Genomic DNA, 23,606 nt, shown 5'->3' with positions numbered 1-23,606 from the left:
GGGTCAGGCTCCTTCTTCGGTCACCGTCAGCGGCAGGTCGAGAACGGGGCGGTCCGGCAGCAGGGCGGCGCCGGCGGCGAGCGCAGCGAGGTGCGAGACGAGCGCGTCGAGCTGCGCCCCGGTGAACAGGCCAGCGTCGTATTCGATGCAGCCGTCGATGGCGTCGCCGCGGTCGATGAACGACAGCGTGAGATCGAACTTCGCTGTGTCCGCGAGGCTCTCCTCCACCCGGACCGCCAGACCGGCGAGCTCGGGGACGGGATCGGGATCATTCGCGAACGCGAGGACGACGTTGCACAGGGGCGGCCGCCCCGCGTCGTTCGCGAGCCCGAGCTCCTGGAGGAGCGCGTCGAAGGGGACGCCGCCGTGGCGATGGGCGTCCAGGACGACGTCGCGCGCCCGGCGCAGGACCTCCCGGAAGCTCGGATCCCCCGAGAGATCCACGCGCAGGAGCTGCATCTCGACCACGCAGCCCACGAGGGTCTCCGTCCCCGGCTTGCCGCGGTTGGCGTGGGGCACCGCCACGACGATGTCCTCCGCGGCGGTCAGCCGGAAGAGGAGCACGTCGATCACCGCGAGCATCGCGACGAAGAACGTCACGCGCGCCTCGCGTGCGAGCGCGCGGAGCGGCGCCAGCGCCCCGGCGGCCAGCACGAACGAGCGGTATCCCGCGGGGCGGCTGCCCGCGCCACGCGGGCGCGGCGACAGCCGCACGGGGCTCGCCTGCGCGAGCCGGCGCTTCCAGTGCTCGAGGCTCTCCGCGTAGCCAGGCGTCGAGGCGGCCCTGCGCTCGCGGGCTGCGTACGTCGCGTACTGGAGAGGCTCGGGGAGCGGCGCCGGCCGGTCCGCCGCGAGCGCGCCGTACAGGTGGGCGAGCTCGCGCACGAGGACGTGCCGTGACCAGCGATCGATCGCGATGTGATGGACGGTCAGGAGCAAGCGGTGCTCGAGCGGGCCGACCGAGACGAGCGTCGCGCGCATGACGGGGCCGCGCTCGAGGTCGAACCTGCGGCGCGCGTCGGCCGTCGCGACCGCCGCGGCCGCAGCGGCGCGCTCGACGCGCGGGATCGCGCGGAGATCCACGTCGGGCTGGAGCACGTCGGCGTCGTCCTCGATGCGCTGCACGAGCCTGGCTCCCTCCAGCCGGTACGTCGTCCGCAGCGCCTCGTGGCGGCGGACCACGGCGCGCACCGCCGCGCGCAGCCGGCCCACGTCGAGCGGCCCCGAGAAGCAAAGGGCGTTGCTCACCGTGTGCGACGAGTCGCCCTCGTTCAACATGTGCGAGAGCCAGATCCGCTGCTGCGCAGCGGAGGCCGCCTCCAGGCGGCTCATCCAGCGCTTCCTCGCAGGGCGTCGAGCGCGCGCGCCAGCCTGCGGACGGTGCGCGCCTCGAAGACGGTCATCAGCGGCACGTCGACGCGGTAGCGCCGGTGGAGCTGGCCGACGAGCCGCATGGCCGCGAGCGAATGACCGCCCAGCTCGAAGAAGTCGTCCTCGGCGCCGACGTCGCTCGTCGAGAGGAGCTCCTCCCACAGCGCGGCCAGCTCCGCTTCGAGCCCGGCCGCGGGCCGCGGACCCGGGCGACGAGGCGCCTGGGCCCGGGCGACGAGCCCGGCGAGGGCCTCGCGGTCGATCTTGCCGCTCGGCGTGCGCGGGAACGACGGCACGATCGAGATCGACGCCGGCAGCATGTATTCCGGCAAGAAGAGCGCGAGGTGGGCGCGCAGCTCGGCGTCGGTCGGGGCCGCGACGGCGGCCGCGGAGGGGACCACGAACGCGGAGAGGACATCGTCGCGCGCGGCAGATTGCAGGACGTCGCGCGCGATCACCGCGGCTCCCCCGACCCCCGGCGCCCGCGCGAGCACGGCCTCGATCTCCTCCAGCTCCACGCGGAACCCGCGCACCTTGAGCTGCCGGTCCGCGCGGCCGACGAGCTCGAGGGTCCCGTCGAGGTCCATCCAGCCCAGATCCCCGGTGCGGTAGCGCTGCGCTCCCGGACGGGCCGAGCCGGGATCCGGGAGGAAGCGCTCCGATGTCCCGCGCGGATCGCCGAGGTAGCCACGCGCCACCCCCTCGCCGCCGACGCACAGCTCGCCCACCACGAGCGGCGGCAGCGAGCGCCCGTTCGCGTCGATCACCTCGACCGTGGCGTGCGCGAGCGGGCGACCGAGCGACAGGTACGCCCCCGGGCGCGAGGCGTCCGCGCGCGCCATGGTGCAGCCGATCGTGGTCTCGGTCGGCCCGTAGTGGTTCCACACGGCGCAGCCAGGCGCGAGCTCGCGGATCCGCGCGACGAGGTCGCGCGACAGGCGCTCGCCCCCCAGGACGAGGTGCGAGCGCGGGAGGACGCCGGCGCCGTCCTCGAGCAGCGCCGCGAGGTGCGACGGCGTGATCTTCATGGCGTCCACCGGCGACGCGCGCAGCCGGTCCGCGAGCGCGCGGGCGCCCTCCTGCGGGACGATCTCCAGGGCGCCGCCGAGCGCGAGCGCGCCGAAGACCGCCGTGTAGCCGAGATCGGCCGCCGCGCTCGACACCCAGGCCCAGCGGAGACCGCGGCCCACGTGCGCCTCCAGCCCGCGCACGTAGGCGCTCACCTGCCGGTGCTCCACCGCGACGGCCTTCGGCTGGCCGGTCGAGCCCGACGTGAACAGCACGTAGGCGAGGCGGTCGGGGCGCGGCGCCGGCAGCGCGACGTCGCGATCGGCGCCGGCGTGGGCGTCGAGCCAGGCCTCGTCGATCACGAGCGAGACGCCCGCGATCTGCCGCATCCGCTCGAGGCGCGCCGCCGGCAGGGTCGGATCGAGCGGCACGAAGGCGGCCCCCGCGCGGAGGACGGCCAGCATCGCGGTCACCCAGGCAGGCGATCGCGAAAGCGAGAGCCCGATCCGCGCCTCGGGCGGCAGCCCGATCTCGACGAGGCGGCGCGCGAGGCGCTCGGCGCGCGCGACCAGGGCCCCGTACGAGAGCCGCTCGGCGCCGCAGGCGACGGCGATCGCGTCCCCGTGCGCGACAGAATGCGCCCAGATCCGCGGGTCGATCGACGCCGCGTCCGGAGGCGCGGCCACGGCCTGCGGGGGCGCCGGCGCCCAGGGACGCGCCCGGAAGGGCAGCTCGCCGATCGGCCGGCGCGGCGCGGCCAGGCCCGCGGCGAGGAGATCTTCGTACAGGCGGGCGAGGTGCTCGGCGACCGCCCGTTCGACGCGCCTCCGATCGGCGTACAGCGTCGCGCGCGGCGTGCGGCCGACAAGAACGGACAGCTTGAGATCGAAGCGATCGGCGTGGACGGCGAGGCGCTCGACGCGGACGCCGGGCGCGACGTCGGCGTCCCAGCGCTCGAAGCAGGTCGGCGCCGGAGGGGCGCCGGGATCGTGGTAGGAGTGCCACTCGGCAGCGGCGTCCAGCTCGGCCCGCGCTCGCTCGATCAGCGCCTCCATGCCGAGCGCGGCGACGTCCTGCGCCGACACCGGCACGTGCTTCGCGAGCGGGCCGAGCGCGGACGCCACCTCCGGCAAGGATCGGCCGCCGGCGACCACGGCCGTCATCACGCCGCCGGCCCCGGTGACGCGCGCGAGCAGCGCCCACCAGGCGGCGAGGAGGACCGCCGCGCCCTGCGAGGCCGCCCCCGGATCGAGGTGAACCTCGGTCTCCTCGGTCGCCCACGCCCCCCCGGGGTCCGGCTCCGGAGGCGCGCCCAGGAGGACCGATGGGCGCGGCTGGGCGCGTCGCCGCGCGGCGTAGCGCTCGCGCGCCGGCGCGGTGCTCTCGGCCTCGAGCATCTCCCACTGCCACTCGCCGAGGTCGGGGTACTGAAGCGGCGGCTCCCCCTCCGCTCCGAACAGCTCGCGGACGAGCCCCAGCATCGAGGGGGCGTCGGCTTGCAGCGCGGACACCTCGAGCTCGACGCGCGCTCCCGGCAGCGCCCGCAGCGCCGGCGCCGTGCCGTCGGCGAGCGCGCCGGCCGCCGGCCCGACGACCTGCAGCGGGTACGCGAGCCCCGGCGCCGCGCGGAACGCCGTGCGCAGGATCTCGTGCCGCTCGACGATCGTCTGGAGGCGCCGCTCGAGCGCCGCGATGTCCGGCTCGGCCTCCAGCGCGACCACGCAGGTCGCTCGCAGGCCGCCCACCCCCGACGCCAGGAGCCGCTGCTGCTGCGGCGTCAGCCGGAACCCCTCGACCTCCGGCTCACCCACCCGGAGCCTCGATCGTGGAGCGGCCGTGGCGCATCTCGGTCATCGCGACGAGGATCCGGCGCGGCCCCTCGAACGGATCGCGCCCGTGCGCGACGAGCATGTTGTCGAGCAGCAGCACGTCGCCGGCTCGCCAGGGGACGCGGGCCGCCTCCCGCGCATAGGCGTCGGCGATCGCCTCCAGATCGGACACGTCGATCGGAGCTCCGCCGGCGTGCGTCGCGGTCCTGGGCGCCTCATCCGCGCACGACGCAAGCGCGAGCCGCTCCTGGCTGGGCAGCGCGAAGGGGTGGAAGAGGTGCGCCTGGTTGAACCACACCGCCTCGCCGGTGCGCGGGTGGCTCGCGACGGCGGGCCGCGCCTGGGACGTGCGCAGCGAGCCGTCCGGCATCCACGCGTGCTCGATGCCGGCGCGCGCGCAGAAGCGCGCGACCTCGTCCCTGTCTTCGGTCGCGAACACCTGCTGCCACGGGAGGTCGAGATCGCGCCTGTAGCGGCGGACGTACTGGACGCCCCGGCGCTCGAACCGGTCCACGAGCTCTCTCGGCAAGCGCGCGTGGACGCGGCGCGCGTCGGCGAGGGGCGTGGCGCCGCCCGCCTCCGGCGGCTGCTCGCACCAGAACCAGAGCCTCATCGGCCAGTCGGCGGCGTAGGACAGCTCGTTGTGGAGCGGGATCGCGTAGGCCCGCGGGTATTCGGTCGAGGTGTAGACGTGGTGACCGAGGTGCCTCCGGTCGGTGGATGCGTACGTGTACGGCACGAGCGGCCCGCGCGAGCCCGCCTCGACCACGCGCCGGAACTGGTCCGCCGACGGGATCGCGAACCCGCGGAACAGCACGGCGCCCGCTCGATCGAGGCGCCGCTCGACCTCGTCCCGATGGCTCGACAGCCACCACGCGAGGTCCACGCCGGCCGCCGCCGGCCGCGCCAGCGCCGGGGACCACGCGCCGTCGGCCCCGTCGATCAGCTCGACGATCTGGTCCAGGGTGACCGGTCGCCGCCGCGCGCGGTCGAGCGCGGATCGATCAGCGCCTCGCGTCGTCATCCGGCCGGCCGATACGCCTCTTCCGACTGGATCGGCTCGTAGGTAAGGCGCGGCCCTCCGGCCAGGATCTCCTCGAGCGCGGCGCCGAGCGCGTCGACGTCGTCGAGGGTGGTGTGGATGCCGACGCTCGCGCGCACGATCCCGTACGACGCCAGCCGATCGCCGGCCCGGATCCGCGCCTCGACGGCCTGCTGCTCCTCGTCGCTCACGCCGAACCATCGGCGGACGAGGCGGTGGTTGCAGATCGTCCCCGCGCGCACCTCGATCGCGTGCTCGTGATCGAGCACGGCCGCGAGGAGGGCGTGGTGCATCCCGGCGATGCTGAACGGGAACGCCCCGATCCGGTGCTCGCCGTACGCGGCCGCAGGCACGTGGAGCCGCAGCCCCTCGATCCCCGACAGCCGAGCGGCCATCCGCTCCACGATCTGCCGCTCGTGCTCGATCACGACGTCCCAGCCGGCCTTCGCCAGCGCCTCGCAGCTCGCGCCGAGCGCCACGATCCCGGTGCCGTTCCAGGTGCCGGGCTGGTGGCGGAGCGTGGGCGGCGCCCAGACCACGGTCGCGTCCCCCCGGACGTCGCTGAGCATGTCGATCGAGCCGCCGCCCGGCTCCAGCGGCGCTGTATCGAGCAGCCGCTTGGGGACCACCAGGAGGCCGACCCCGAACGGCGCGTAGAGCTTGTGCGCCGAGAGCGCCAGCGCGTCGATCCCCGAGGCGACCATGTCGATCGGCCGGTGCGGCGCGAGCTGCGCGGCGTCGACGAACAGCAGCGCACCCCTCGAGCGGGCGAGCTCCGAGAGGCGCCGGAGATCGGGGATGTACCCGGTCTGGTTCGAGGCGCCCGACACGGCGACGACCCGGATCTGCAGGCGCTCGTCGCCGAGCACCTCTCCCAGGTGCTGCTCGTCGATCGAGCCGTCGTCGAACGAGCGCACATCGACGACGCGCGCGCGGGTCGTGAAGCGCCAGGGCAGGTTGTTCGACGTGTGCTCGCCCTCGGAGATCACGACCGCGTCGTCGGGCTTCAGCGCGAGCATGCGCGCGAGCTGGCTGATCGCGCCGCTCGTGTTGTCGCAGAACAGGAGGTGATGCTCCGGACCGCAGCCCAGGAAGCTGCGGATCGACGCGATGGCCGCCTCGAGGTCCTCGCACGCCGCCCGCGCGAGCGGACCGGAGCCGCGGTGGAGCGCGCCGTAATGGCCGAGGAACCGCGTGACCGCGTCGAGTGTGGCGCGCAGCGGCGGGGTGGTCGCCGCGGCGTTGAGCCGCACCACCCGGCGCAGCCCTCGACCCGGGATCTCGACCCTGTGCTCGGCGCCCACGACCTCCGGCAGGGATCGCAGGGCGCTCGATGAACCGTCCTTGGCTGTGGGGATTTCCGCTGTGAGCATCGCTTCAGCTCGGAAGAGGTGGCGAGTCTACTTTGCGCCTGCGGCGCGCGACACCGCTTTTTTCCCTCGCGAACGCGCGCTGGAAGCTCCATCGCGCTCAGAACCGAAACGTGCCGACCGCCTCGCGGGCGGGCTCGCGCGGCGGGTCCGCGTCGTTGCACCCCGCGATCGTCGCGAGCAGCTCCGCGGCCACCCGGTACATCACGCGCTCCCCGCGCTCGCCGGCGCCGGATACGCGCAGCTCGACGGTCGGTCCGGCGACGACCTCGAGCCCCAGGCCGACCCCCTCGGACGCGTCGATCGCGTCGCGCAGCGGCGCTGCCCAGCCGTCGCCCGCGCCCGGCTCGCGCCACGCGAACCACGCCCCACACCCGACGGCGCCTTGCCGTCCGGCCACGCGATCGCACCAGCCGCAGAGGAGGCGCCGCGCGAACCGCGCGTGGCGCGCCGCCGCGGCGAAATGTTGCTCGACGCGGCGCCCGAGCTCACCGGGCGGGAGGTCGTCGAGCCGCACGGGCCCCCAGGCGTCCCCGTCGGCGGAGCCCTGTCCGGCGAGGGCGCGGAGCGGCGCCGCGCCGGTCGCGCGGCGGACCGCGATCCCGAAGGCCGCGAGGGCGGCTGCGCTGGGGCTCACCCCGAAGGCGCGCGCCGCGCCGTCGAGGAGCGCGCCGTCGATCACGGAAGACGTGGTGATCCATCGCCGCGCGCCGCCGCGACCGGCGTCGGTGATGGCCCCTCCCCCCTCCGCCGGAGACGGCGCGCCGAGCGAGCCGTACCACCAGCGCTCGGCCTCGAGGTACGCGGCGCTCGAGAGCGCGCGCACGGCGTCTGCGTCGGGCCCCTCCGGGTCGGCGTGCCCTGCGCGGGCCGCCTCCGTGAACGTGGCCAGCAGCGCGGGATCGATGTCGGCGTCGGCGTCCCCGAGCAGCTTCTCGGCGATCGCGGCGTTGAAGCACCGCACGAGGCGCCGCACCGCCTCGAGCGAAAATCCGCGCCGCTGCAGGTAAAAGAGGCTCCACATCTCGAAGCCGCTCTGCGGCAGCCACGTCGAGCCCGACACCGACAGCAGCATCCGATCGACCCAGCCGGCCGCCTCGTCGCTCGTCATCGTGGCGTGTCGCCACGAGAAGCCGGAGCCGCGGATCCCCAGCTCGAGCCGCCGCTTCCAGATCGGCGTCGACGGATCGGCGTACCAGAGCTGAGCGCGATAGAAATCGGGCTGCGCGCGCGCGAGCAAGTCCTCTGTCTCGCGGACCGAGCCCGGCGTCTCGCCCGGAAATCCGACGATGAGGTTCGCGTGCGTCACGATGCCCGCCGCCTTGAGCTGCGGAATCGCGGCGAGGTAGTCGGCGCGCCGCGCGGTCTTGTTCATCAGCGCGAGCATCCGGTCGCTGCCGGACTCCACGCCGAGGAACACCCCCTCGCAGCCGCTCTCCCGCATCAGCTCGATGGCCTCCTCGTCGCCCTCGTCCGCGCGGTAGAACGAGTTCCAGCGGAAGCCGTAACGCTTGCGGATCATCAGCCGCAGGAGATCCTTGTACCTCCGCTTGGGGACATTGAACGTGTCGTCGAGGAAGCTTATCGTCGTCACGCCGCGCGCGTGCAGCGCGTCCAGCTCGCGCTCGACAAGGTCGACCCCCGCGTACGTGTATTTGCCGGCGCGCGTCGGGAACCCGCAGAACGCGCAGGCGAACGGGCACGAGCGCGCCGTCCGCACCGACACCATCTCGCCCAGGCTCTCGGGTGAGAAGAGCGCGTAATCAACGAGGTTCTCCTCGATGGGGTTGTTCTCGGGGGCGGCCGGCGTGGTGCGGTAGGCCCCGCGCTCCTCGTAGGCCAGGTTCGGGATCGCGTCGAGCGGCGCGCCCGCGCGCAGCGCGCCGAGGAGCTCCGCCAGCGTCCGCTCGCCCTCCTGCGCGATCACGTAGACGTCGGCGCCCAGGTACCGCAGCAGGCGCTCCAGCTCCTCGCGCTCGAGCACGCGCGCCTGGTTCGCGATGTACGGTCCGCCGACGACGATCCGGCTGTGGGGCGCGTGCTCCCGGACGGCGCGGACGAGCTCCAGCACGGGCAGCGGCGAGACGTAGACCGTGGTCGTGATCGCCACGGTCCGCGGGCCGGCCGCGAGCTTTGCCCTCAACGAGCCCTCCTCGAGGTGCGGCAGGTTCACGTAGTCGAACGTGAGCCCCCTGCGCGCCAGGTAGCTCCCGAGCGCGAGGAGGACGGGCCAGAGAAAATCGGCGTTGTGATAGGGGCGGGCGGACCCACATGGGTCCGGCAGCGCGACATCCGACAACAGATCGAGGAGCCGTCGAGGTGTCTTCCGGTGCCGCACGAACGCGAGATCGAGATCCCGGTACGCGCCGTCGCTCGTACCCATCTTCCCGACCAGCTCCACGTAGGACGCGAAGCTCGGCTCGTGGAAGCCGATGAGCAGGCAATCGATCATCTCGCTACCTGCCGCCTCTCCATCGCCGATCACGGCGGGAGCGGCGCGGCCGAGGAGGTCATTTCTCGGCTTTCGAGAGGCGCTCGATCGCGGCCTGGTACAGCCGCTCCGAGGGATCGATGGTGGTGCCCTCGCAGCTGATGAGCTCCATCGCCTCCCGCAGCGCCTCGCGCAGGACCTTGCCCTGCTGCTCGGCGAGCGCCGCGTCCTTGTTCATCTTGACCGCCTGCTCGATCGCGGTGGCGAGGATGCTCGAGGCGAGGAGCACGTCGGGACCGCTGATCACGCCGATCGTCGCGACCGGCTCCTCGGCGAAGGCCGGATTGATCTCGGGGGCCTCGAGGTCCTTCTTGCCGGCCGCGCGCGCGAAGACCCATTCACGGAACTGGTCGCGAATCTTGATGATTTCCTTGCGGCTCCCGAGGATGGCGGGAGCATGGGCGAGCACGATCAGGCCGAGTGCGATCGCGTCGTTCGAGGGATCGGAGAGTATCATGGGGTAGCTCCTCGTGAATGGTAGCGGCTCGCGACGAGGCTACGCCGATCCTTCTTGACAGGTCAACCGAACAATCACCCTCAACCCGGGCACAGACAGATGATGGATAGCGGCGATCCCTACGAGATCTATCGGCTTATGCGCGACGAAGGCGGCGCGATCGAGCTGAGCGAGGGCGCGTGGGTCGTCACCCGCTATCACGAGGTCGTCGCGACGCTGAGCGACGACGCGCTCTGCCAGCCCACCGCCGGGCCGGCCGAGGACGAGGTGGAGTCGCTCGCGGGGCTGGACCCGCCCGAGCACACGCGGCAGCGACGCCTCGTGCAAGAAGCATGGTCCGCCCGCCGCACGCACCGGGTCTACGGGCCCATTGTGCGCGACGTGATCGCGGCGCTCGTCGACGAGCTGCGGCCGGCCGGACACGCTGACCTGATCGCGCGGTTCGCATCGCCCATGGCCGATCGGGTGCTCGGCGCCGTGCTCGGGATCCCCGGGGCCGATCTCGGACAGGTGCTCGCCTGGGTGGAGATCGACGCGCGATCGCTCGGCGGCATCCTCGATGACAGGGACCAGGCGCTCGTCGACGACGCCCGCCGGTCGCTGCGCGATTACCTCACGGGCCTGGTCGCCGCGCGCCGCGCGGCCCCGACGGACGACGCGATCAGCGAGATGGCCGCGGCCCGCGCGCCGGGGCATGAGCCCATGACGGACGCCGAGCTGGTCAGTCTCCTGCAACAGATCCTCGTCGCCGGGACCGAGACCGTGAAGAACGCGATCGGCATCGCGGTCCATTGCGTGCTTCAGACCCCGGGGCTCGCGCAGGAGCTGCGGGACCGACCGGCGCTGATCGCTGGCGCCTTCGAGGAGGCGCTGCGGTACGACGCGCCGGTGCAGTGCCTCGCCCGGCGCGCGCGCCGCGACGTGCGCGTCGGAGACGCGGAGATCCCGGCGGAGAGCTCGCTCCTCTTGCTCTACGGCTCGGCGAACCGCGATCCCCGCCGGTTCGCGGACCCCGACCGCTTCGATCCGGCGCGACCCGACGCGGCCTCGCACCTGTCGCTGGGATACGGGATCCACTTCTGCCTGGGAGCGCCGCTGGCCCGGCTGGAGGCGCGCGTCGCCCTGGAGGCGCTGTTCACCCGCCTGCCGAACCTGCGTCACGCGGGGCCCGCCCCGGTCACGTGGCTCCCGCACCCGCTCTGGCGGCGGATGGGCTCTCTCCACGTCGCCTGGGACGATTGACCCTCAGAACAGCGCCTGCAACCGGGCGTCGGGGCTCGCTGTCGCTTCGCGCAGAACGGCCTGGTAGCCCGCGAGCCACGCGCGGACCGTCCCGCCGTCGAACCGATCCGGGCGGTAGAAGCAGGTGCCCGAGACGCCCGCCGCCGACGGCGTCAGATCCAGGATGAGATCCGGGGTCATCAGGCGGAGGCGGTCGTCGACGAGCCCGCGCGGCGGGAACGGAGCGGCGATCGCGCCTCCGAGCTCCAGCTCGGCCGGGCTCGCGGTCTGGAGCTGCAGCATGACAGAGAAGAGCGGCTCGCCGGCCGACGCGTCCTCGCGCGCGGCGACGGCCGCGGCGACCTCCTCGATCGGCACGTCCGCGTGCTCGTAGGCCGCGAGCGCCGTGGCCCGCACCTGGCGCAGGAAGCGGCGGAACCTCAGCGTCGGGTCCGCGTACGCCCTGTGGACCACCGTGCCGGCGAACAGCCCGAGGAGATCGTGCGTCTCGGGGCGCGCGCGGTTCGCGAAGTGCGCGCCGACGCGGACGTCGGGCTGCTGAAGGACGGCGGCGAGCAGGACATGGAGCGCCGCGAGCAGCACCATGAACTCGGTCGCGCCCTCCTGCTGCGCCAGATCGCGGATCGCCAGCGACAGCTCCGTCGCGAGATGAAAGGGGACGCGCGCCCTCCCCAGCGCCGTCCCGGGCGCGCCGGGCCGATCGGGAGGCAGGCGCGCCGCCGGCAGCGGGCCGCAGAGCTGATCGGTCCAGTACGCGAGCTGCTGGGCCCGCAGCCCCCCGTCGAGGCGCGCGCGCATCCAGGCGGCGACGTCTCCGTAGCGCGCGGCGAGCGGCCGGAGCGGCGACGGCCGGCGCTCGCGGAGCGCGCCGTACAGGACGCTGATCTCGCGCAACATGAGCCCGACCGACCAGCCGTCGGACACGAGGTGGTGCGTGACGAGGAGCAAGACGTGATCGTCCTGCGCGAGCCGGAAGAGCGTCGCGCGCAGCAGCGGCGCGGCCCCCAGATCGAACGGCGCGACGGCCACCTGCTGCGCGCGCGCGAGGGCGCGGCGGAGGCCCTTGTTCCTGGGCTCGCGCGTGAGGTCGACGAGCGGCAGGTCGTAGGCGGACGGGGGCGTGACGCTCGACGCGCACCCGTCCGCCGTCGAGCGGAGCGCCGTCCGCAGCACCTCGTGGCGCGCGACCACCTCGCGCAGCGCCTCGCGGAGCGCGTCGGCGTCGAGCGCGCCCAGCACGCGGAACGCGGCGGGCATCGTGAAGGCCGGCACCTCGGGCAGCAGCGCGGCCAGCTGCCACATGCCCTCCTGGACCGGCATGAGCGGGGGCGGCGCGCCGTCCGGGCGCCGCGGGATCCGCGCGTCCGGCGTCATCGCGCCGCGCTCCCCACCTTCAGGGGCCGGCGGCGGGCCGCCTGAAGCAGCGAAAGCTCGCGCTGCCGGGCCGAGCGCGAGCGCCGGTGGACCAGGTCGCCCGCTCGCCGCGCGGGGTCCGCGGCGACGGCGCGCAGATCCTCGACGACGTCGGACAGCAGCGACGTCGCCGCCGCGGCGCCGTACCGCCGGAGATCGTGCAGCAGGGTCAGCGCGAGCGCGTCCCCCGGCGTGGCCCGGAGCGTGAGCGGGTAGTGGTTGGCGACCGCCAGGCGAAGGTCGCGGAGCGACGCGCTCCGCGACGGGTAGCTCTGGAACGCGACGAGCGTCTCGAACAAGGGGGCGTCGACCGGCCAGCCGCACCACCGCTTGATGTCCACGAGCGCGGACTGCTCGTGCTCGAGGAGCCCGGCCTGGCGGTGGTGGAGGGCGCGCAGCCACTCGCCGACCTCCTTGTCGAGCGGCACCGGGGCCGCCAGGGGGAGCGTGTTCATCAGCATGCCGACCATCGCGTCGGAGCCTGGCAGATCGGCGCGGCGTCCCGACACCGTCACGCCGAACACGACGATCGGCGCGCCGGCGACGCGGGCGAGCGAGAGGGCCCACGCGGCGCGCACGACCGTATTCAGCGTGATCCGGAGCTCCTTCGCCGCCGCGACCATCGCTCGGGTCTCGTCCATCGTGAGCGCGGCGTGGACCTCGCCCCACCGCGGCCCGCCGCCGGCGGGGTCGAGCGGCGCGTCGGGCGCGTCCGCCGGCATCGAGGCGGGGCGCGCGCCCTCCATGTGCGCGCGCCAGAACGCCTGCGCCGCGGCGTCCGGCCGCGCGCGCGCCCGTCGCGCGACCTCGCGGGACGGCGGCGCGGCCGCGCGCTCGCCCTCGCGTCCGACGACGATCGCCGCCAGCTCGGAGAGCACGATCTGGATCGACCAGCCGTCGAGGATCAGGTGGTGATGCGTCCACGCCATCCGCCAGTCGTCGTCCGCGACCCGCACCGCCGTGAGCCGCTGGAGCGGAGGAGAGGCGAGCCTGAACCCGCGGCGCCGGTCCTCGTCGAGGAAGGCCGTGAGCCGCGCATCCGGCGAGCCGTCGCGCGCGGTGAGGTCGAGGCGCTCGATCGGGGTGGCCGCGTCCCGGTGGATCACGAGCAACGGCTCCGGCACCGAGCTCCAGAGCGCCGAGGCGCGCAGCGCGGCGTGGCGCGCGGCCACGCGCGGCCACGCGTCGATCCACGCGGCCACCTCCGCGGCGCCGACCGCCCACGTCGCCTGCGTGACGTAGGCGTCGCTCGCCGGGTCGGCCAGCGCGTGGAACAAGATCCCTTCCTGCGCCGGCGTCAGCGGGACCACGTCCTCGATCGTCGCGACGTCCTCGGTCGCGGCGAGCGCGCGGAGCGCGCCCTCGAGGTCGTCCGCGAGCCGGTCCACCGTCTCCCGGTCGAGCACCGCCGGCCCGTACCGCAGCTCGAGGCAGAGCCTGCGCCGGCGCACGACGCCTCGGAGCTCGAGGCGATACGGCCGCGGCGCGCGCGGCGCGCGCTCGCCCTCCGACGTGAGGCGACCGACGCGGAACGGCCCGCCCGCGGACACCATCCGGTCGAGATCGCCGAGGTAGTCGAACAGCACCTCCGCGCGCGGCAGCCGCGCCAGCGCGGGATGCTCCGCGAGGTGGAGGAGGACGCCGTAGCTGACCGTGTCCTCCGGCACGGCGGCCAGGCCGAGCTTGACCGCCTGGACGGCCGCCGCGGGACCTCCGTCGGGGGCGGCGTCGATCAGGACCGGATGAATCGTCGCGAGCGCGCCCACCGTGCGCGTCACGTCGAGCTCGCCCTCGAACACGTCGCGGCCGTGCCGCTCGAGATCGACGAGCACCGCCCGCCCCGTCCAGCGCGTCAACGCGCGGCCGAACGCCGAGAGCACGAGCTGCTCCACGGAGGCGTGGAACCGCGTCCGGGCGCCCGCGGACAGGATCGCTGTCTCGCGCTCGGACAGCGCGCGCTGGACCACGAGGACGCTGTCCTCGACGTCCCCGCCGAGCCTGTCCGGACGGTCGAGCGGCAACGGCTCGCTCCGCTCGACGATCGCGCGCCAGCGGGGGAGCGTGTCCTCCGCCGCGGCCGTCCGGGCCAGGAGGCGCTCGCCGCACGCGCGAAAGGAGTCCGTTCGGGGAGGGAGGGCCGGGCAGGCGCCTCTTTCGAGGGCTGACCAGGCCGTCTCCAGGTCGCCGATCAAGATGGAGAGCGACGCCCCGTCCGCGATCAGGTGGCACACGGCGAGCAGCAGGACGCACGCCCCCCCCGTGTCGACCAGGGCGGCGCCGACGAGCGGCCCGCTGTCGAGCGACAGCGACGCCCGCAGACCGCGAGCGATGTCCGCCTGCGCGCCGGCTCGCGCGCCGGGATCGAGGCCCGCGAGGTCGTGGCGCGCGATCGGCGATCGAGGCGCGGCCGCGCCGTACGTCTGCCGCCGGCCGCCTCGCTCGGGCAGCACGCGCAGGCGCAGCGCGTCGTGATGCGCGACCACCGCGTCGAGCGCCGCGTCGATCAGCGCGACCGCGAGGGGCCGCGTGAGCTCCAGCTCGACGAGGAAGGCCCACTGCGACGGATCGACCCTCGCCTGGGTGAGGCTCCAGCGCTGGAACGGGGTCAGCGGCGCGTCGCCGCTCGCCGGGCCGCGCCCTCCGGGCGCGCCGGCCGGGGCCGCGACCGCCGCGAGCTCCTCGATCGTGGGGTGCGTGAACACCTGCGACGGGAGGATCGCGAGGCCGGCGCGCGCCGCGCGCGCGACAAGGTGGAGCACGCGGATGCTGTCGCCGCCGAGCGCGAAGAAGTCCTCGCGCTTGCCGATGCGCGGCACGCCGAGGACCTCCGACCAGCTGGCGGCGAGCGTTCGCTCCACCGCCGACATGGCCGCGGGCTCGGCGGCGGCGGGCTCCGGCGCGGCCTCGTACGCGGCGAGCGCCTTTGAATCGATCTTCCCGTTCGGCGTCAGCGGGAGCTCGTCGAGGACGAAGATCGCCGCCGGCACCATCGCCGCGGGCAGCGCGGAGCGCGCTCGGGCCCGCAGCTGCGCCGCGAGGGCGCCCCGCTCGGCGTCGCCGCTGCGGGGCACGACGAACGCGACCAGGTGCTCGCCGCCGCGCGCGCGGCACGCCACGGCGGCCTGCCGGACGTCGGGGTGCGCGGCGAGCACGGCCTCGACCTCCCCCGGCTCGATCCGGTGGCCGCGGACCTTGACCTGCCGATCGACGCGCCCGAGGAAATCGATGGCGCCGTCGGGCAGGAAGCGCGCGAGATCGCCGGTCCGATACAGGCGTGCCCCCGCCTCGGTCGAGGTCGGATCGGGGGCGAACGCGGCCGCGGTGCGCGCCGGATCGCCGAGGTACCCGCGCCCCACGCCGACGCCGCCGACGTACAGCTCGCCGATCGACCCCGCGGGGACCGGCGCGAGCGTCTCGTCCAGCACGTGGAGGCGCGTGCCGAGCACCGGACGACCGATCGGCACGCGCGCCGCGCCCGCCGGCGGCGGCTCGCCCAGGAGGTGGTGCGTCACGTCGTCGGAGCACTCGGTCGGGCCGTACGCGTTGACCAGCGGGATCGACGGGTAGCGCGCGAGCCAGCGGCGCGCGAGCTCGGGAGGGAAGGCCTCGCCGGTGACGACCAGCCAGCGAAGGGCGAGGCGCTCGGGCAGGCCAGGCAGCTCCAGCGCGGCCGCGAGCAGCGACGGGACGAGCTCGAGCACGGTGATCTCGTCGCGCGCGATCGCGGCGAAGAGCCGCTCCGGATCGCGCACCGTGTCGTCGTCGTACACGTGGACCCGACCCCCGACGAGGAGCGGCGCGAGGAGCTGCCACACCGAGATGTCGAAGCCGATGGGCGCTGTCTGCGCGACGCGATCCTCGGCCGAGAGCCCCAGGTCGACGACCTTGGCGCGGAGGTGATTGACCATCCCCCGGTGCTCGACCATGGCCCCTTTGGGCGCGCCCGTGGAGCCCGACGTGTAGATCACGTACGCGAGCGTCCCTGGCGGTCGCGCCTCCGGCTCGGCCCGGGATCCGGCGGGCGCTTCGAGCGCCTCCCGCACGTCGAGGATCCCGACCGCCGCGGGCGGCGCGAAGCAGAGCTCCCGGTCCGTCACGAGGATCGGCGCTCCGGAGGCGGCGAGGAGCTGCGCGCGGCGATCCGGCGGATCCCTCGGGTCGAGCGGGACGTAGGCTGCCCCCGCGAGGAACGCGCCGAGCACGGCGGCCAGGAACCCCGGACCCCGCGCCGCGTGGACCGCGACGAGGGTCTCGAGCGTCGCGCCGGCCGCGCGCAGCCGCGCGGCGACGGAGGACGCCGCGTCGAGCATCGCGCCGTAGGTCACGCGCGTGTCGCCGGCGACGATCGCCGTCCGCGCCTCGTCCTCCCGCGCGATCCGCGCGAGCTCCGGCAGCAGGCCCGGCTCCGAGGCCACCGCCGGCGCGCCCTGCCCCCACGCGTCGATGAGCGCCTGCTCGGCGCGGGGCAGCGGGAACGACGCCGGGCGCCGCTCGGGCTCCTCCATGCCCCGCTCGAGCGTCGACGCCACCCGCGCGAGCAGGCGCGAGGCCGCGTCGCCTGCCAGCGCGTCCGCCGCGCAGTGCGCCACGAGGGTGATGTCGTGCGGGCCGACCGTGACGACCAGGTTCAGATCGACGTCGAGCTCCACGCGCGGCAGCTCGCGGAGCTGCATCGAGACGCCCGCCGCGTCGACGGGGTGGGGCATCAGCTCGGGCAGCAGCTCGAACAGGATCGGCGAGAGCACCGCGCGCCCTGCGTGGCGCGGCAGGTCGAGCGCCCCCACGATCCGCTCGTAGGGGACCTCGCGCCGCCGCAGCGCGCCGCCGACGACCTCGCGCGCCCGGGCCAGGAGCGCGCGGAAGCTCGGGGCTCCGGACAGGTCGAGACGGACAGGGAGCAGGTTGATGAAGTTGCCGACCAGCGCCTCGGTGCCCCGCTGATCGCGGCCCGCGAACGACGTCAGCAGGGTGATGTCATCGAGCCGCGTCGCCCGCCCGAGCTCGACGGCGAGCGCGGCGAGGAAGGCCATGAACATCGTCACGCCTTCGCGCTGGCACCGCGCCCGGAGCGCCGCGACCGACGTCGCGGACAGCACCTGGCAGACGGCGTCCGCGGGCGACCTCTGCGACCGATCGCGCGGCCTGCCCCCGCTCAGATCGACGAGGGGCGGCGGACCGGCGAGCAGCGCCGTCGCTTCGCGCAGGGCCGCGTCCGCCGCCGGGCTGGCCGCGCGCTCGCGCTGCCACGCGGCGTGGGCGCGATAGGCGAGCGCCGGGGGCTCGAGGCGCGGGGCGCGTCCGGCCGAGCGCGCGGCGTACAGCTCGGCCAGGTCGCGCACGAGCGCGCCCCGGCCCGGGTGGCCGCCTCCGCCCAGCGACCACGTGTCGACGGCGACGTGGTGGAGCACGAGCACGAGCACGTGCAGATCGGGGGCGAAAAACACGAGCTCGACGCGGAGCGGCAGATCCCAGCGCAGGTCCATCGGGAGCCTGGCCAGCGCGCGCGCCACCTTCCTCACGATCTCGTCGCGCGCGCCGGGCGGCGCGTCGCCGTGCTCGTGGACCTGCAGCGCGATCCTCGGCGCGTCCTGCACGACCTGCACCGCGGACTCGATCGGACCGGCGAACGTGGTCCGCAGGGGCTCGTGGCGCTCCAGCAGGCCCTCGAGCGCGCGCTCCAGCGCGCCGACGTCGAGGGGGCCGCTGCACCACAGCGCGTACGGATACCTGTAGACGGCCGACGTCGGATCGAGATCGTGGTCGACAAGCAGCCGGAGCTGCGCGGACGAGACCGGCGCCCCGCTCAACGCCGCGCCTCCCGCCTCGGGCGCGCGGCGGAGCTGCCCTGCGCGGTGGAGGTCCTCCGGCGGACCGGCGCCGGGTCATCCAGTTGCATGCGCGTCATCCGTCTTCCTCGCGTCGCCGCCGTCGGACGGCGGCCGGATCCTATCCGCCGAGGAACCCTTCTACCACCAGCCCGCGACGCTCGCGCTCCGCGCGCTCGAGGACGAGGGCCCCCACCGCGACGTCGAGCGCCCCCAGCCCGAACGGGCTGAAGATCGACACGCCGCCGGGGGATCGGCGGCCGGGCTGCGCGCCGCGCAGGACGTCCCCGAGCGTGCACCGGATGAAGCCGCGATGGCCGACGAGCGCTTCGCACAGGTGCAGCGACGTGCTGGCGCGGCACACGTGGTCGATGTCGTCGACCACGTTGTCGGCGTCGCGAAGGATCTCCGGCGCGAGGTCGCGCAGCGACACGTGGAGGATCGTGGTCCCGGGGGCGCACGGCGACAGATCGGCGACGTGCGGCGCCGCGGCGGTGGTCGCGAACGACACGAGCGAGCTGCCGGCCAGCACCTCCCTCATGCCGTCGACCGCGCGCACGGCGAGCGCCTCGGTCTCCGCCGGGAAGCTCGCCGCGAAGCCCCTCGCCCGCGCCGCGTCGAGGTCGTGCACGAGGAGCTCTCCGCCGATCGGCAGCGCCTTGCGGAGGAAGCGCAGGATCGCCGCGTTGATGGGCCCGCAGCCCACCAGACCGACCTGCGCCGCGCGGCCGGCGGGTACGAGGTGCGCGGCGGCCAGCGCCGCGCTCGCCGCGGTCCGCCACGCGCTGATCGTCGACGACTCGATCACCGCCCGCAGGCGCCCGGTCGCCACCTCGTTGAGCAGGAGCACCGCGGACGCGCGCGGCCGCCCCGCCTCGAGGTTGGCCGGGACCGACGCGATCCATTTGAGGCCGGCGGCCTCGACCCCGCCCCCGACGAACGCCGGCAGCGCGATGATGCGATTGCGCGGATCGCCGGGCAGCGGCAGAAAGAGCGAGTGGGGGACGGTGGTCTCGCCGGCCGAGTGGGCCAGGTACGCGCGCTTCACGGCCTCGAGCACCTGCGGCTCGCTGTCGGCCAGGAGGCCGCCGACGTCGGCGGCCGAGAGCAGGCGAAGGTCGCCGGAGCGCGGAGGGTGCGGAGCGGTCATGAGGCGAGGTCCGGTACGGATCCGAGCTCGCGCCGGACCCAGTCGTCGGCGTAGATCGTATCGAGGTACCGGTCGCCCCGGTCGGGGAGGATGAGCACGCAGCGCGCTTCCGGCGGGATCCGCTCGCGCAGCTTTGCCAGCGCCGCGACCCCGCCGCCCGACGAGCCGCCGGCCAGGATCGCCTCGCGGGCCAGCAGCCGGCGGCACCCCGCGACGCACTCGGCGTCGCTGACGTGGACCACCACGTCGGCCCAGGCCGGGTCGAACAGGGACCCACGCTCGGAGCTGCCGAGCCCCGGCAGGCGGCGCGGCGCTCGTCGCGCCCCGAAGAGCGCGCTCCCCACGGCGTCGACGGCCACGAGCCTTGTCTTGAGCTCGTGCTCGACGATGTAGCGGCGGCAGCCGGCGATGGTGCCGCAGGTGCTCGTCGGGCAGAGGACGAAGTCGACCTCGCCGCCCAGCGCCTCGGCGATCTCGCGCATCGTGCCGTCGCAGTGCGACATCACATTTCCCGGATTCGCATACTGGTTCAGCCAGTGGGCGCCCGGGACGCGGCGCGACAGCTCGGCGACGCGGCGCTTGCGGGCCGGCAAGAGCTCGCCTGTCTCGGGATCCGGCTCCTCCACCATCTCGACCTCGGCGCCGTAGGCGCGCAGGATGGCGAGGTTGTGCCTGGTCACCTTCGGGTCGACCACGCAGATGAAGCGCAGCCCGAAATACGCGCACGCCTGCGCCAGCGCGATACCCATGTTGCCGCTGCTCGACTCGACGATCACCGAGTGTTCATCGATCAGGCGCGCGTCGAGGGCGTCCTGCAGCATCCGGAGGGCGGAGCGGTCCTTCATGCTGCCGGAGGGATTGACGTACTCCAGCTTGGCGAAGATCTCGCGCGACGCGCCGGGGAACAGCCGCTTGAGCTGCACGAGCGGCGTATCGCCGATGGCGCCGAGGATACCGTCTCCCGATGCGACTCGCTGTGATCCTGGCCGTGTGAGCACGAGCTTCGCTCCGATCTCCGCGAGCCACGGACGGTGCGTCGCCGGGCGGTGGGTGTCAAGGATCTCGCCGAGCTCCAGGTCGGAGAGCGCGGCCGCCGCCTTCGTCACCGCGTCACCGCGCGCAGGTCCTGCTCCGGGGCCCTGTCCACGGGGCGGCCAGCGGCTGCGGGCGGCGGACGCGCAGCGCGGCGAGCGTCGGCAGCCGCGGCGCGGCCACGTGGACGAGCGGCCGTCAGGCGCGAAGCGACCGGGCCCCCCTGGCGAACCACGCCCGGCTGGAGCGCCCGGCACAGCCGCTGCTCCGCTGCTGCACGACAGCCGCGGCATCGCGGGTGCTAAGTGAACCGTGAGAGCCGAGGTGGAGCATGATCATCCAGGGTGTCCGTATTGCGAGGCCACAGCGGAGCGCGCACGAGGCTGAGTTCTCCCAGAGATCCCAGCGCCTCGAGGGCGCCTCGTCCTCCGCCGAAGGCGCCGTCTCCGAATATATGCTGAATGTGCGGGAGGGAATACACGACCGCAACATCGCCAATTTCCTCGGTATCGCGTCGTCGTGGTCGTACTCCGACATCGACACCTTCGCCAGGCTGATGCACCGCCGCGGGATCGCGACGTACAACGAGACCGTCGGCCTCACCAACACCAACCCTGCGCTCTTCGTGGATACGACGGCGTACCTGGTCCAGAGCGCCAGCAGGAAAATCGCGATCCTCACGTTCCGCGGGACCGGGCTGCAGAATACCGTCAACTGGTTGACGGACGTGAGCGCCAGACCGGACACGTTCCTCAGCGCGGGACGCGTCCACGGCGGCTTTTACCGCGCCGCCCTGCTCCTGTGGCCGACGATCCGGTCGCTTCTGCAATCCGCCTTGAACGGCGACTCGATCTGCGAGGCTGCCATGCAAGAAAGAGCGAAGGTGCAGGACTGCCGCGGGGCGCCTCACGCTTGCGGCGAGGCCGGCCAGCCTGGCGCCCCCGGCGGGGAGGGGCCGGAGGCGCTGCGCGGCGTCGGCCCGCGGTCCTCACAGGAAGAGCGGAGCGGGTTGGACGCGCTCTACATCACCGGTCACAGCCTCGGCGGCGCGCTCGCCGTCGTCGCCGCGGCGCTCATCCACATCGATCCCGAGCTGGACGCTATCAGGCAAAAGGTGCGCGGCATCTACACGTACGGGCAACCGATGGTCGGCTTCAGCGACTTCGCCGCGCGATTCGACGAAGAATTCGGAAAGAAGCTCTTTCGGCACGTCTATGGCAAGGACATCGTGCCGTGCCTGCCGCCGCGCACGACGGGGAAGTTCGTGCACTTCGGCAGGGAATTCGAGTCGGATGAAGGGGGCTGGGTGTACCGGAGCACGTCTGCGAGCCAGGTGCGCACGTTTCTGGGCAGCACGATAGTCGGTGTTCTGGCGTGGGTTCAGACGCAGCTGTCGGGGCTGCCGCTCCTCCAGTGGTTGCCCACGCGATACTCCTGGGGCGATCACTCGCCGCTGAACTACCTGCGCACCTCGCAGACGGTCCCGGCCGGCTCCGAGTTTGCTTGAGCAGAGCGCCTCCCCCGGGCGGCTCTTCCGCCTGAGCTCCAGGGGCAACGGGCACCACGCGGCAGCGCGTCACGGAGGATGAGATCATGAATCGACGGGTCACACAGGGACAGGCGCTCGCGTGGCTCGGCTGCCTGGCCGCCGTGGTCCTCGTCGGGTGCCAAGGCGGCCGGACGGCGGATCCCGCGACGCCGGAGCGGGCGGAGGTGGATCGCGCGAGAATAGAACGAAGGCTCGACGAGGTATCTCCGCTGCGTGTCGCGGGCACACAGGTGACCTATGTGGAGACGTCTGACGGCGCTGCGCTCGAGTTCACCCTGCGCCGAGACGCGGAGCTGCTCCCGGGAGCGGCCTTGAGCGAGCGCGTGGTGGAGATCCACCGGCGGGCCCAGGAGATGGCAAGTCTGCATGCTCGACCCGAGGGCGGCGATGGCGGCCATGACTGTCCGTGTAGGGCTTTTTGTTGTCTGGCGTGCCCAGTAACAAAGGTGGAGCTGATCCCCGGGGGCGCGAGGATTCGCTTCGCGCCCGACACCGCGCCGCTCCGCAAGGCGGTGGCCGAGGAGGCAGCGAGGATGGCGAGGTGACGAGAGGCGGCGACGCGGCGCCCGTGCCCTGGAGCGTCCCGGCGCCGAGTTTGGCGATGCAGAGGGGCGGCCTGTCCCCTGGCCGCGACGCGCCCCGTGAGCGCGCTTCAGGACGCCCTCGGCCGCGTAGTCGCGGACCTGGAGGGGCTCAACAGGCGACTCGCCCTCGTGGGAGGCCTTGAGTATCCGTACGGGCGGAACCGCGGTTCACGAGGGATGTTGATCTCGCCGTGGTGGTCACCGACGACAACGACGCGGAGGTGCTCTCACGCGAGTTGCAGGCGCGGGGCTATCAGGTGCTCGCCGTGGTCGAGCAGACGGCACAGGGACGCATGGCGACGGTTCGGCTCCAGACGCCGAGCCGGCCACCACGGGGCGTGGTGACCGACCTGCTGTTCGCCTCCTCGGGCCGGAAGTGCTGACGCCTGACTGGCAGCGCGCTGGATCAGCTGGTGAGGTCGCGCGCTACCGCCGGCCAGAGTTGAAACTCAACCCGGAGCCTGTCGAGAGCCGCCGGCCAGAGTTGAAACTCAACCCGGAGCCTGTCGAGAGCCGCCGGCCAGAGTTGAAACTCAAACCGGAGCCTGTCGAGAGCCACCCGCCAGAGTTGAAACTCAAACCGGAGCCTCTCGAGAACCGCCGGCCAGAGTTGAAACTCAAACCGGAGCCTCTCGACACCCGCTCAATTAAAATATTCCAACACCACGGCAGCGCCGTCCCGGTGCGGCCAGCCCCGTCCCCGAGCTGCGCCTCGGGTCCCGCCAGCCGCGCAGGCACGGATCTCCCCAACAACGCCCGCGCGCATCCTCGCTCGCGGCCGGCTGGCGCGTCCGTTCGTGGTCCTTCCGGCAGTCCACGAAGCTCGTGCTACCCGCGCTGACCGTCACCTCGCGCACCTCGGCGAGTCGGCGCTGCTCGCTGCGGTCCGCGACACGCACAAGGCGCTCGAGGCCGCGGAGCCACCTGCCCGCAGCCTGCTCGGCCATCTGGTGCGGAGCCAAAATCCCTCGGGATTTCGAGCACCCCCGGCAAGAATTGAACTTGCGACCTTCGGTTTAGGAAACCGCTTCGAGGCGATCCGCGCCGCTGCGGGATTGAGCCAATTTTCTAATTATTTCGAGGAATTAATGGTGGACAGGACGAGACAGCAGGGGACGGGAGTAGACGCGAGATTTGGCAAAGATTTGGCACGCGCTGGCAGCTCGACATCCGCTGAATACGTGAGACGGATCACAAATCCATATCTACTGACGGACTCGGCGTTGGAAGGCTGCGCGTGTTC

The 23,606-nt window shown here is 73.6% G+C and carries 14 protein-coding genes and 1 tRNA gene; 4 read left to right on the top strand and 11 right to left on the bottom strand.

The annotated features are described in order from the left end of the window. Positions 1 to 3 precede the first annotated feature (3 nt). The 6 genes from WMF17_RS11100 to WMF17_RS11075 form a co-directional block, all read right to left on the bottom strand. The gene (locus tag WMF17_RS11100) at positions 4 to 1,332 is read right to left on the bottom strand and encodes a condensation domain-containing protein (protein ID WP_437649311.1); all 1,329 of its coding nucleotides are present in this window, start codon (positions 1,330 to 1,332) and stop codon (positions 4 to 6) included. Then, positions 1,329 to 4,190 (bottom strand): amino acid adenylation domain-containing protein, encoded by a 2,862-nt coding sequence (locus WMF17_RS11095; RefSeq protein WP_437649310.1) that lies wholly within the window; start codon positions 4,188 to 4,190, stop codon positions 1,329 to 1,331. Before WMF17_RS11095 ends, WMF17_RS11100 begins: the two co-directional genes overlap by 4 nt. Then, positions 4,183 to 5,232: a TauD/TfdA family dioxygenase gene (locus WMF17_RS11090; protein ID WP_437649309.1), complete on the bottom strand. Its 1,050-nt coding sequence runs from the start codon at positions 5,230 to 5,232 to the stop codon at positions 4,183 to 4,185. Before WMF17_RS11090 ends, WMF17_RS11095 begins: the two co-directional genes overlap by 8 nt. Beyond that, positions 5,229 to 6,623: an aminotransferase class V-fold PLP-dependent enzyme gene (locus WMF17_RS11085; RefSeq protein WP_437601981.1), complete on the bottom strand. Its 1,395-nt coding sequence runs from the start codon at positions 6,621 to 6,623 to the stop codon at positions 5,229 to 5,231. The genes WMF17_RS11090 and WMF17_RS11085 overlap by 4 nt, the downstream gene beginning before the upstream one ends. Positions 6,624 to 6,720: 97 nt before the next feature. Then, positions 6,721 to 9,072 carry a PhpK family radical SAM P-methyltransferase gene (locus tag WMF17_RS11080; protein ID WP_437649307.1) on the bottom strand — a complete coding sequence of 784 codons (2,352 nt, stop codon included), beginning with the start codon at positions 9,070 to 9,072 and terminating at the stop codon, positions 6,721 to 6,723. Positions 9,073 to 9,130: 58 nt separating this feature from the next. Continuing rightward, entirely contained in the window at positions 9,131 to 9,568 is a 438-nt protein-coding gene (locus WMF17_RS11075; protein ID WP_437601978.1) for a hypothetical protein, read from the bottom strand. 99 nt (positions 9,569 to 9,667) lie between these two features. On the opposite strand from WMF17_RS11075, the gene WMF17_RS11070 reads away from it, so the two are divergent. After that, the gene (locus tag WMF17_RS11070; protein ID WP_437649305.1) at positions 9,668 to 10,810 is read left to right on the top strand and encodes a cytochrome P450; all 1,143 of its coding nucleotides are present in this window, start codon (positions 9,668 to 9,670) and stop codon (positions 10,808 to 10,810) included. Positions 10,811 to 10,813: 3 nt separating this feature from the next. On the opposite strand, the gene WMF17_RS11065 is transcribed toward WMF17_RS11070, so the two are convergent. The 4 genes from WMF17_RS11065 to sbnA form a co-directional block, all read right to left on the bottom strand. Continuing rightward, entirely contained in the window at positions 10,814 to 12,184 is a 1,371-nt protein-coding gene (locus tag WMF17_RS11065) for a condensation domain-containing protein (protein ID WP_437649304.1), read from the bottom strand. Further along, positions 12,181 to 18,030 (bottom strand): amino acid adenylation domain-containing protein, encoded by a 5,850-nt coding sequence (locus WMF17_RS11060; protein WP_437649302.1) that lies wholly within the window; start codon positions 18,028 to 18,030, stop codon positions 12,181 to 12,183. Before WMF17_RS11060 ends, WMF17_RS11065 begins: the two co-directional genes overlap by 4 nt. Positions 18,031 to 18,169: 139 nt before the next feature. After that, entirely contained in the window at positions 18,170 to 19,198 is a 1,029-nt protein-coding gene (sbnB, locus tag WMF17_RS11055) for a 2,3-diaminopropionate biosynthesis protein SbnB (protein ID WP_437649300.1), read from the bottom strand. After that, positions 19,195 to 20,196, bottom strand: a complete 1,002-nt coding sequence (sbnA, locus tag WMF17_RS11050; RefSeq protein WP_437651320.1) for a 2,3-diaminopropionate biosynthesis protein SbnA — start codon at positions 20,194 to 20,196, stop codon at positions 19,195 to 19,197. Before sbnA ends, sbnB begins: the two co-directional genes overlap by 4 nt. Before the next feature lie 488 nt (positions 20,197 to 20,684). Between sbnA and WMF17_RS11045 the strand changes: the two genes are divergently transcribed. From WMF17_RS11045 to WMF17_RS11035, 3 genes are all read left to right on the top strand, one after another. Next, on the top strand, positions 20,685 to 21,737 hold the full coding sequence (locus WMF17_RS11045; protein WP_437649299.1) for a lipase family protein: 1,053 nt from the start codon (positions 20,685 to 20,687) through the stop codon (positions 21,735 to 21,737). Positions 21,738 to 21,823: 86 nt separating this feature from the next. Next, positions 21,824 to 22,324: a hypothetical protein gene (locus tag WMF17_RS11040; protein WP_437649298.1), complete on the top strand. Its 501-nt coding sequence runs from the start codon at positions 21,824 to 21,826 to the stop codon at positions 22,322 to 22,324. 230 nt (positions 22,325 to 22,554) lie between these two features. Then, positions 22,555 to 22,746 carry a hypothetical protein gene (locus tag WMF17_RS11035; protein ID WP_437601919.1) on the top strand — a complete coding sequence of 64 codons (192 nt, stop codon included), beginning with the start codon at positions 22,555 to 22,557 and terminating at the stop codon, positions 22,744 to 22,746. Between the two features lie 601 nt (positions 22,747 to 23,347). Here the strand turns inward: WMF17_RS11035 and WMF17_RS11030 are convergent. After that, positions 23,348 to 23,420: transfer RNA gene (locus WMF17_RS11030), tRNA-Arg, on the bottom strand. Positions 23,421 to 23,606: the final 186 nt, after the last annotated feature.

The organism is Sorangium sp. So ce362 (assembly GCF_051519845.1).
In the GTDB taxonomy this organism is placed as follows: Bacteria; Myxococcota_A; Polyangia; order Polyangiales; family Polyangiaceae; genus Sorangium.
The sequence above is the reverse complement of the archived record's forward strand: the minus strand, read 5'-3'. Positions and strand labels throughout refer to the sequence as shown.

Excerpts from the sequence above, each read along its gene's own strand:
- WMF17_RS11100 (WP_437649311.1), bottom strand. The coding sequence starts at position 1,332 with ATGAGCCGCCTGGAGGCGGCCTCCGCTGCGCAGCAGCGGATCTGGCTC.
- WMF17_RS11090 (WP_437649309.1), bottom strand. The coding sequence starts at position 5,232 with ATGACGACGCGAGGCGCTGATCGATCCGCGCTCGACCGCGCGCGGCGG.
- WMF17_RS11085 (WP_437601981.1), bottom strand. The coding sequence starts at position 6,623 with ATGCTCACAGCGGAAATCCCCACAGCCAAGGACGGTTCATCGAGCGCC.
- WMF17_RS11080 (WP_437649307.1), bottom strand. The coding sequence starts at position 9,072 with ATGATCGATTGCCTGCTCATCGGCTTCCACGAGCCGAGCTTCGCGTCC.
- WMF17_RS11075 (WP_437601978.1), bottom strand. The coding sequence starts at position 9,568 with ATGATACTCTCCGATCCCTCGAACGACGCGATCGCACTCGGCCTGATC.
- WMF17_RS11070 (WP_437649305.1), top strand. The coding sequence starts at position 9,668 with ATGATGGATAGCGGCGATCCCTACGAGATCTATCGGCTTATGCGCGAC.
- WMF17_RS11065 (WP_437649304.1), bottom strand. The coding sequence starts at position 12,184 with ATGACGCCGGACGCGCGGATCCCGCGGCGCCCGGACGGCGCGCCGCCC.
- sbnB (WP_437649300.1), bottom strand. The coding sequence starts at position 19,198 with ATGACCGCTCCGCACCCTCCGCGCTCCGGCGACCTTCGCCTGCTCTCG.
- WMF17_RS11045 (WP_437649299.1), top strand. The coding sequence starts at position 20,685 with ATGCTGAATGTGCGGGAGGGAATACACGACCGCAACATCGCCAATTTC.
- WMF17_RS11040 (WP_437649298.1), top strand. The coding sequence starts at position 21,824 with ATGAATCGACGGGTCACACAGGGACAGGCGCTCGCGTGGCTCGGCTGC.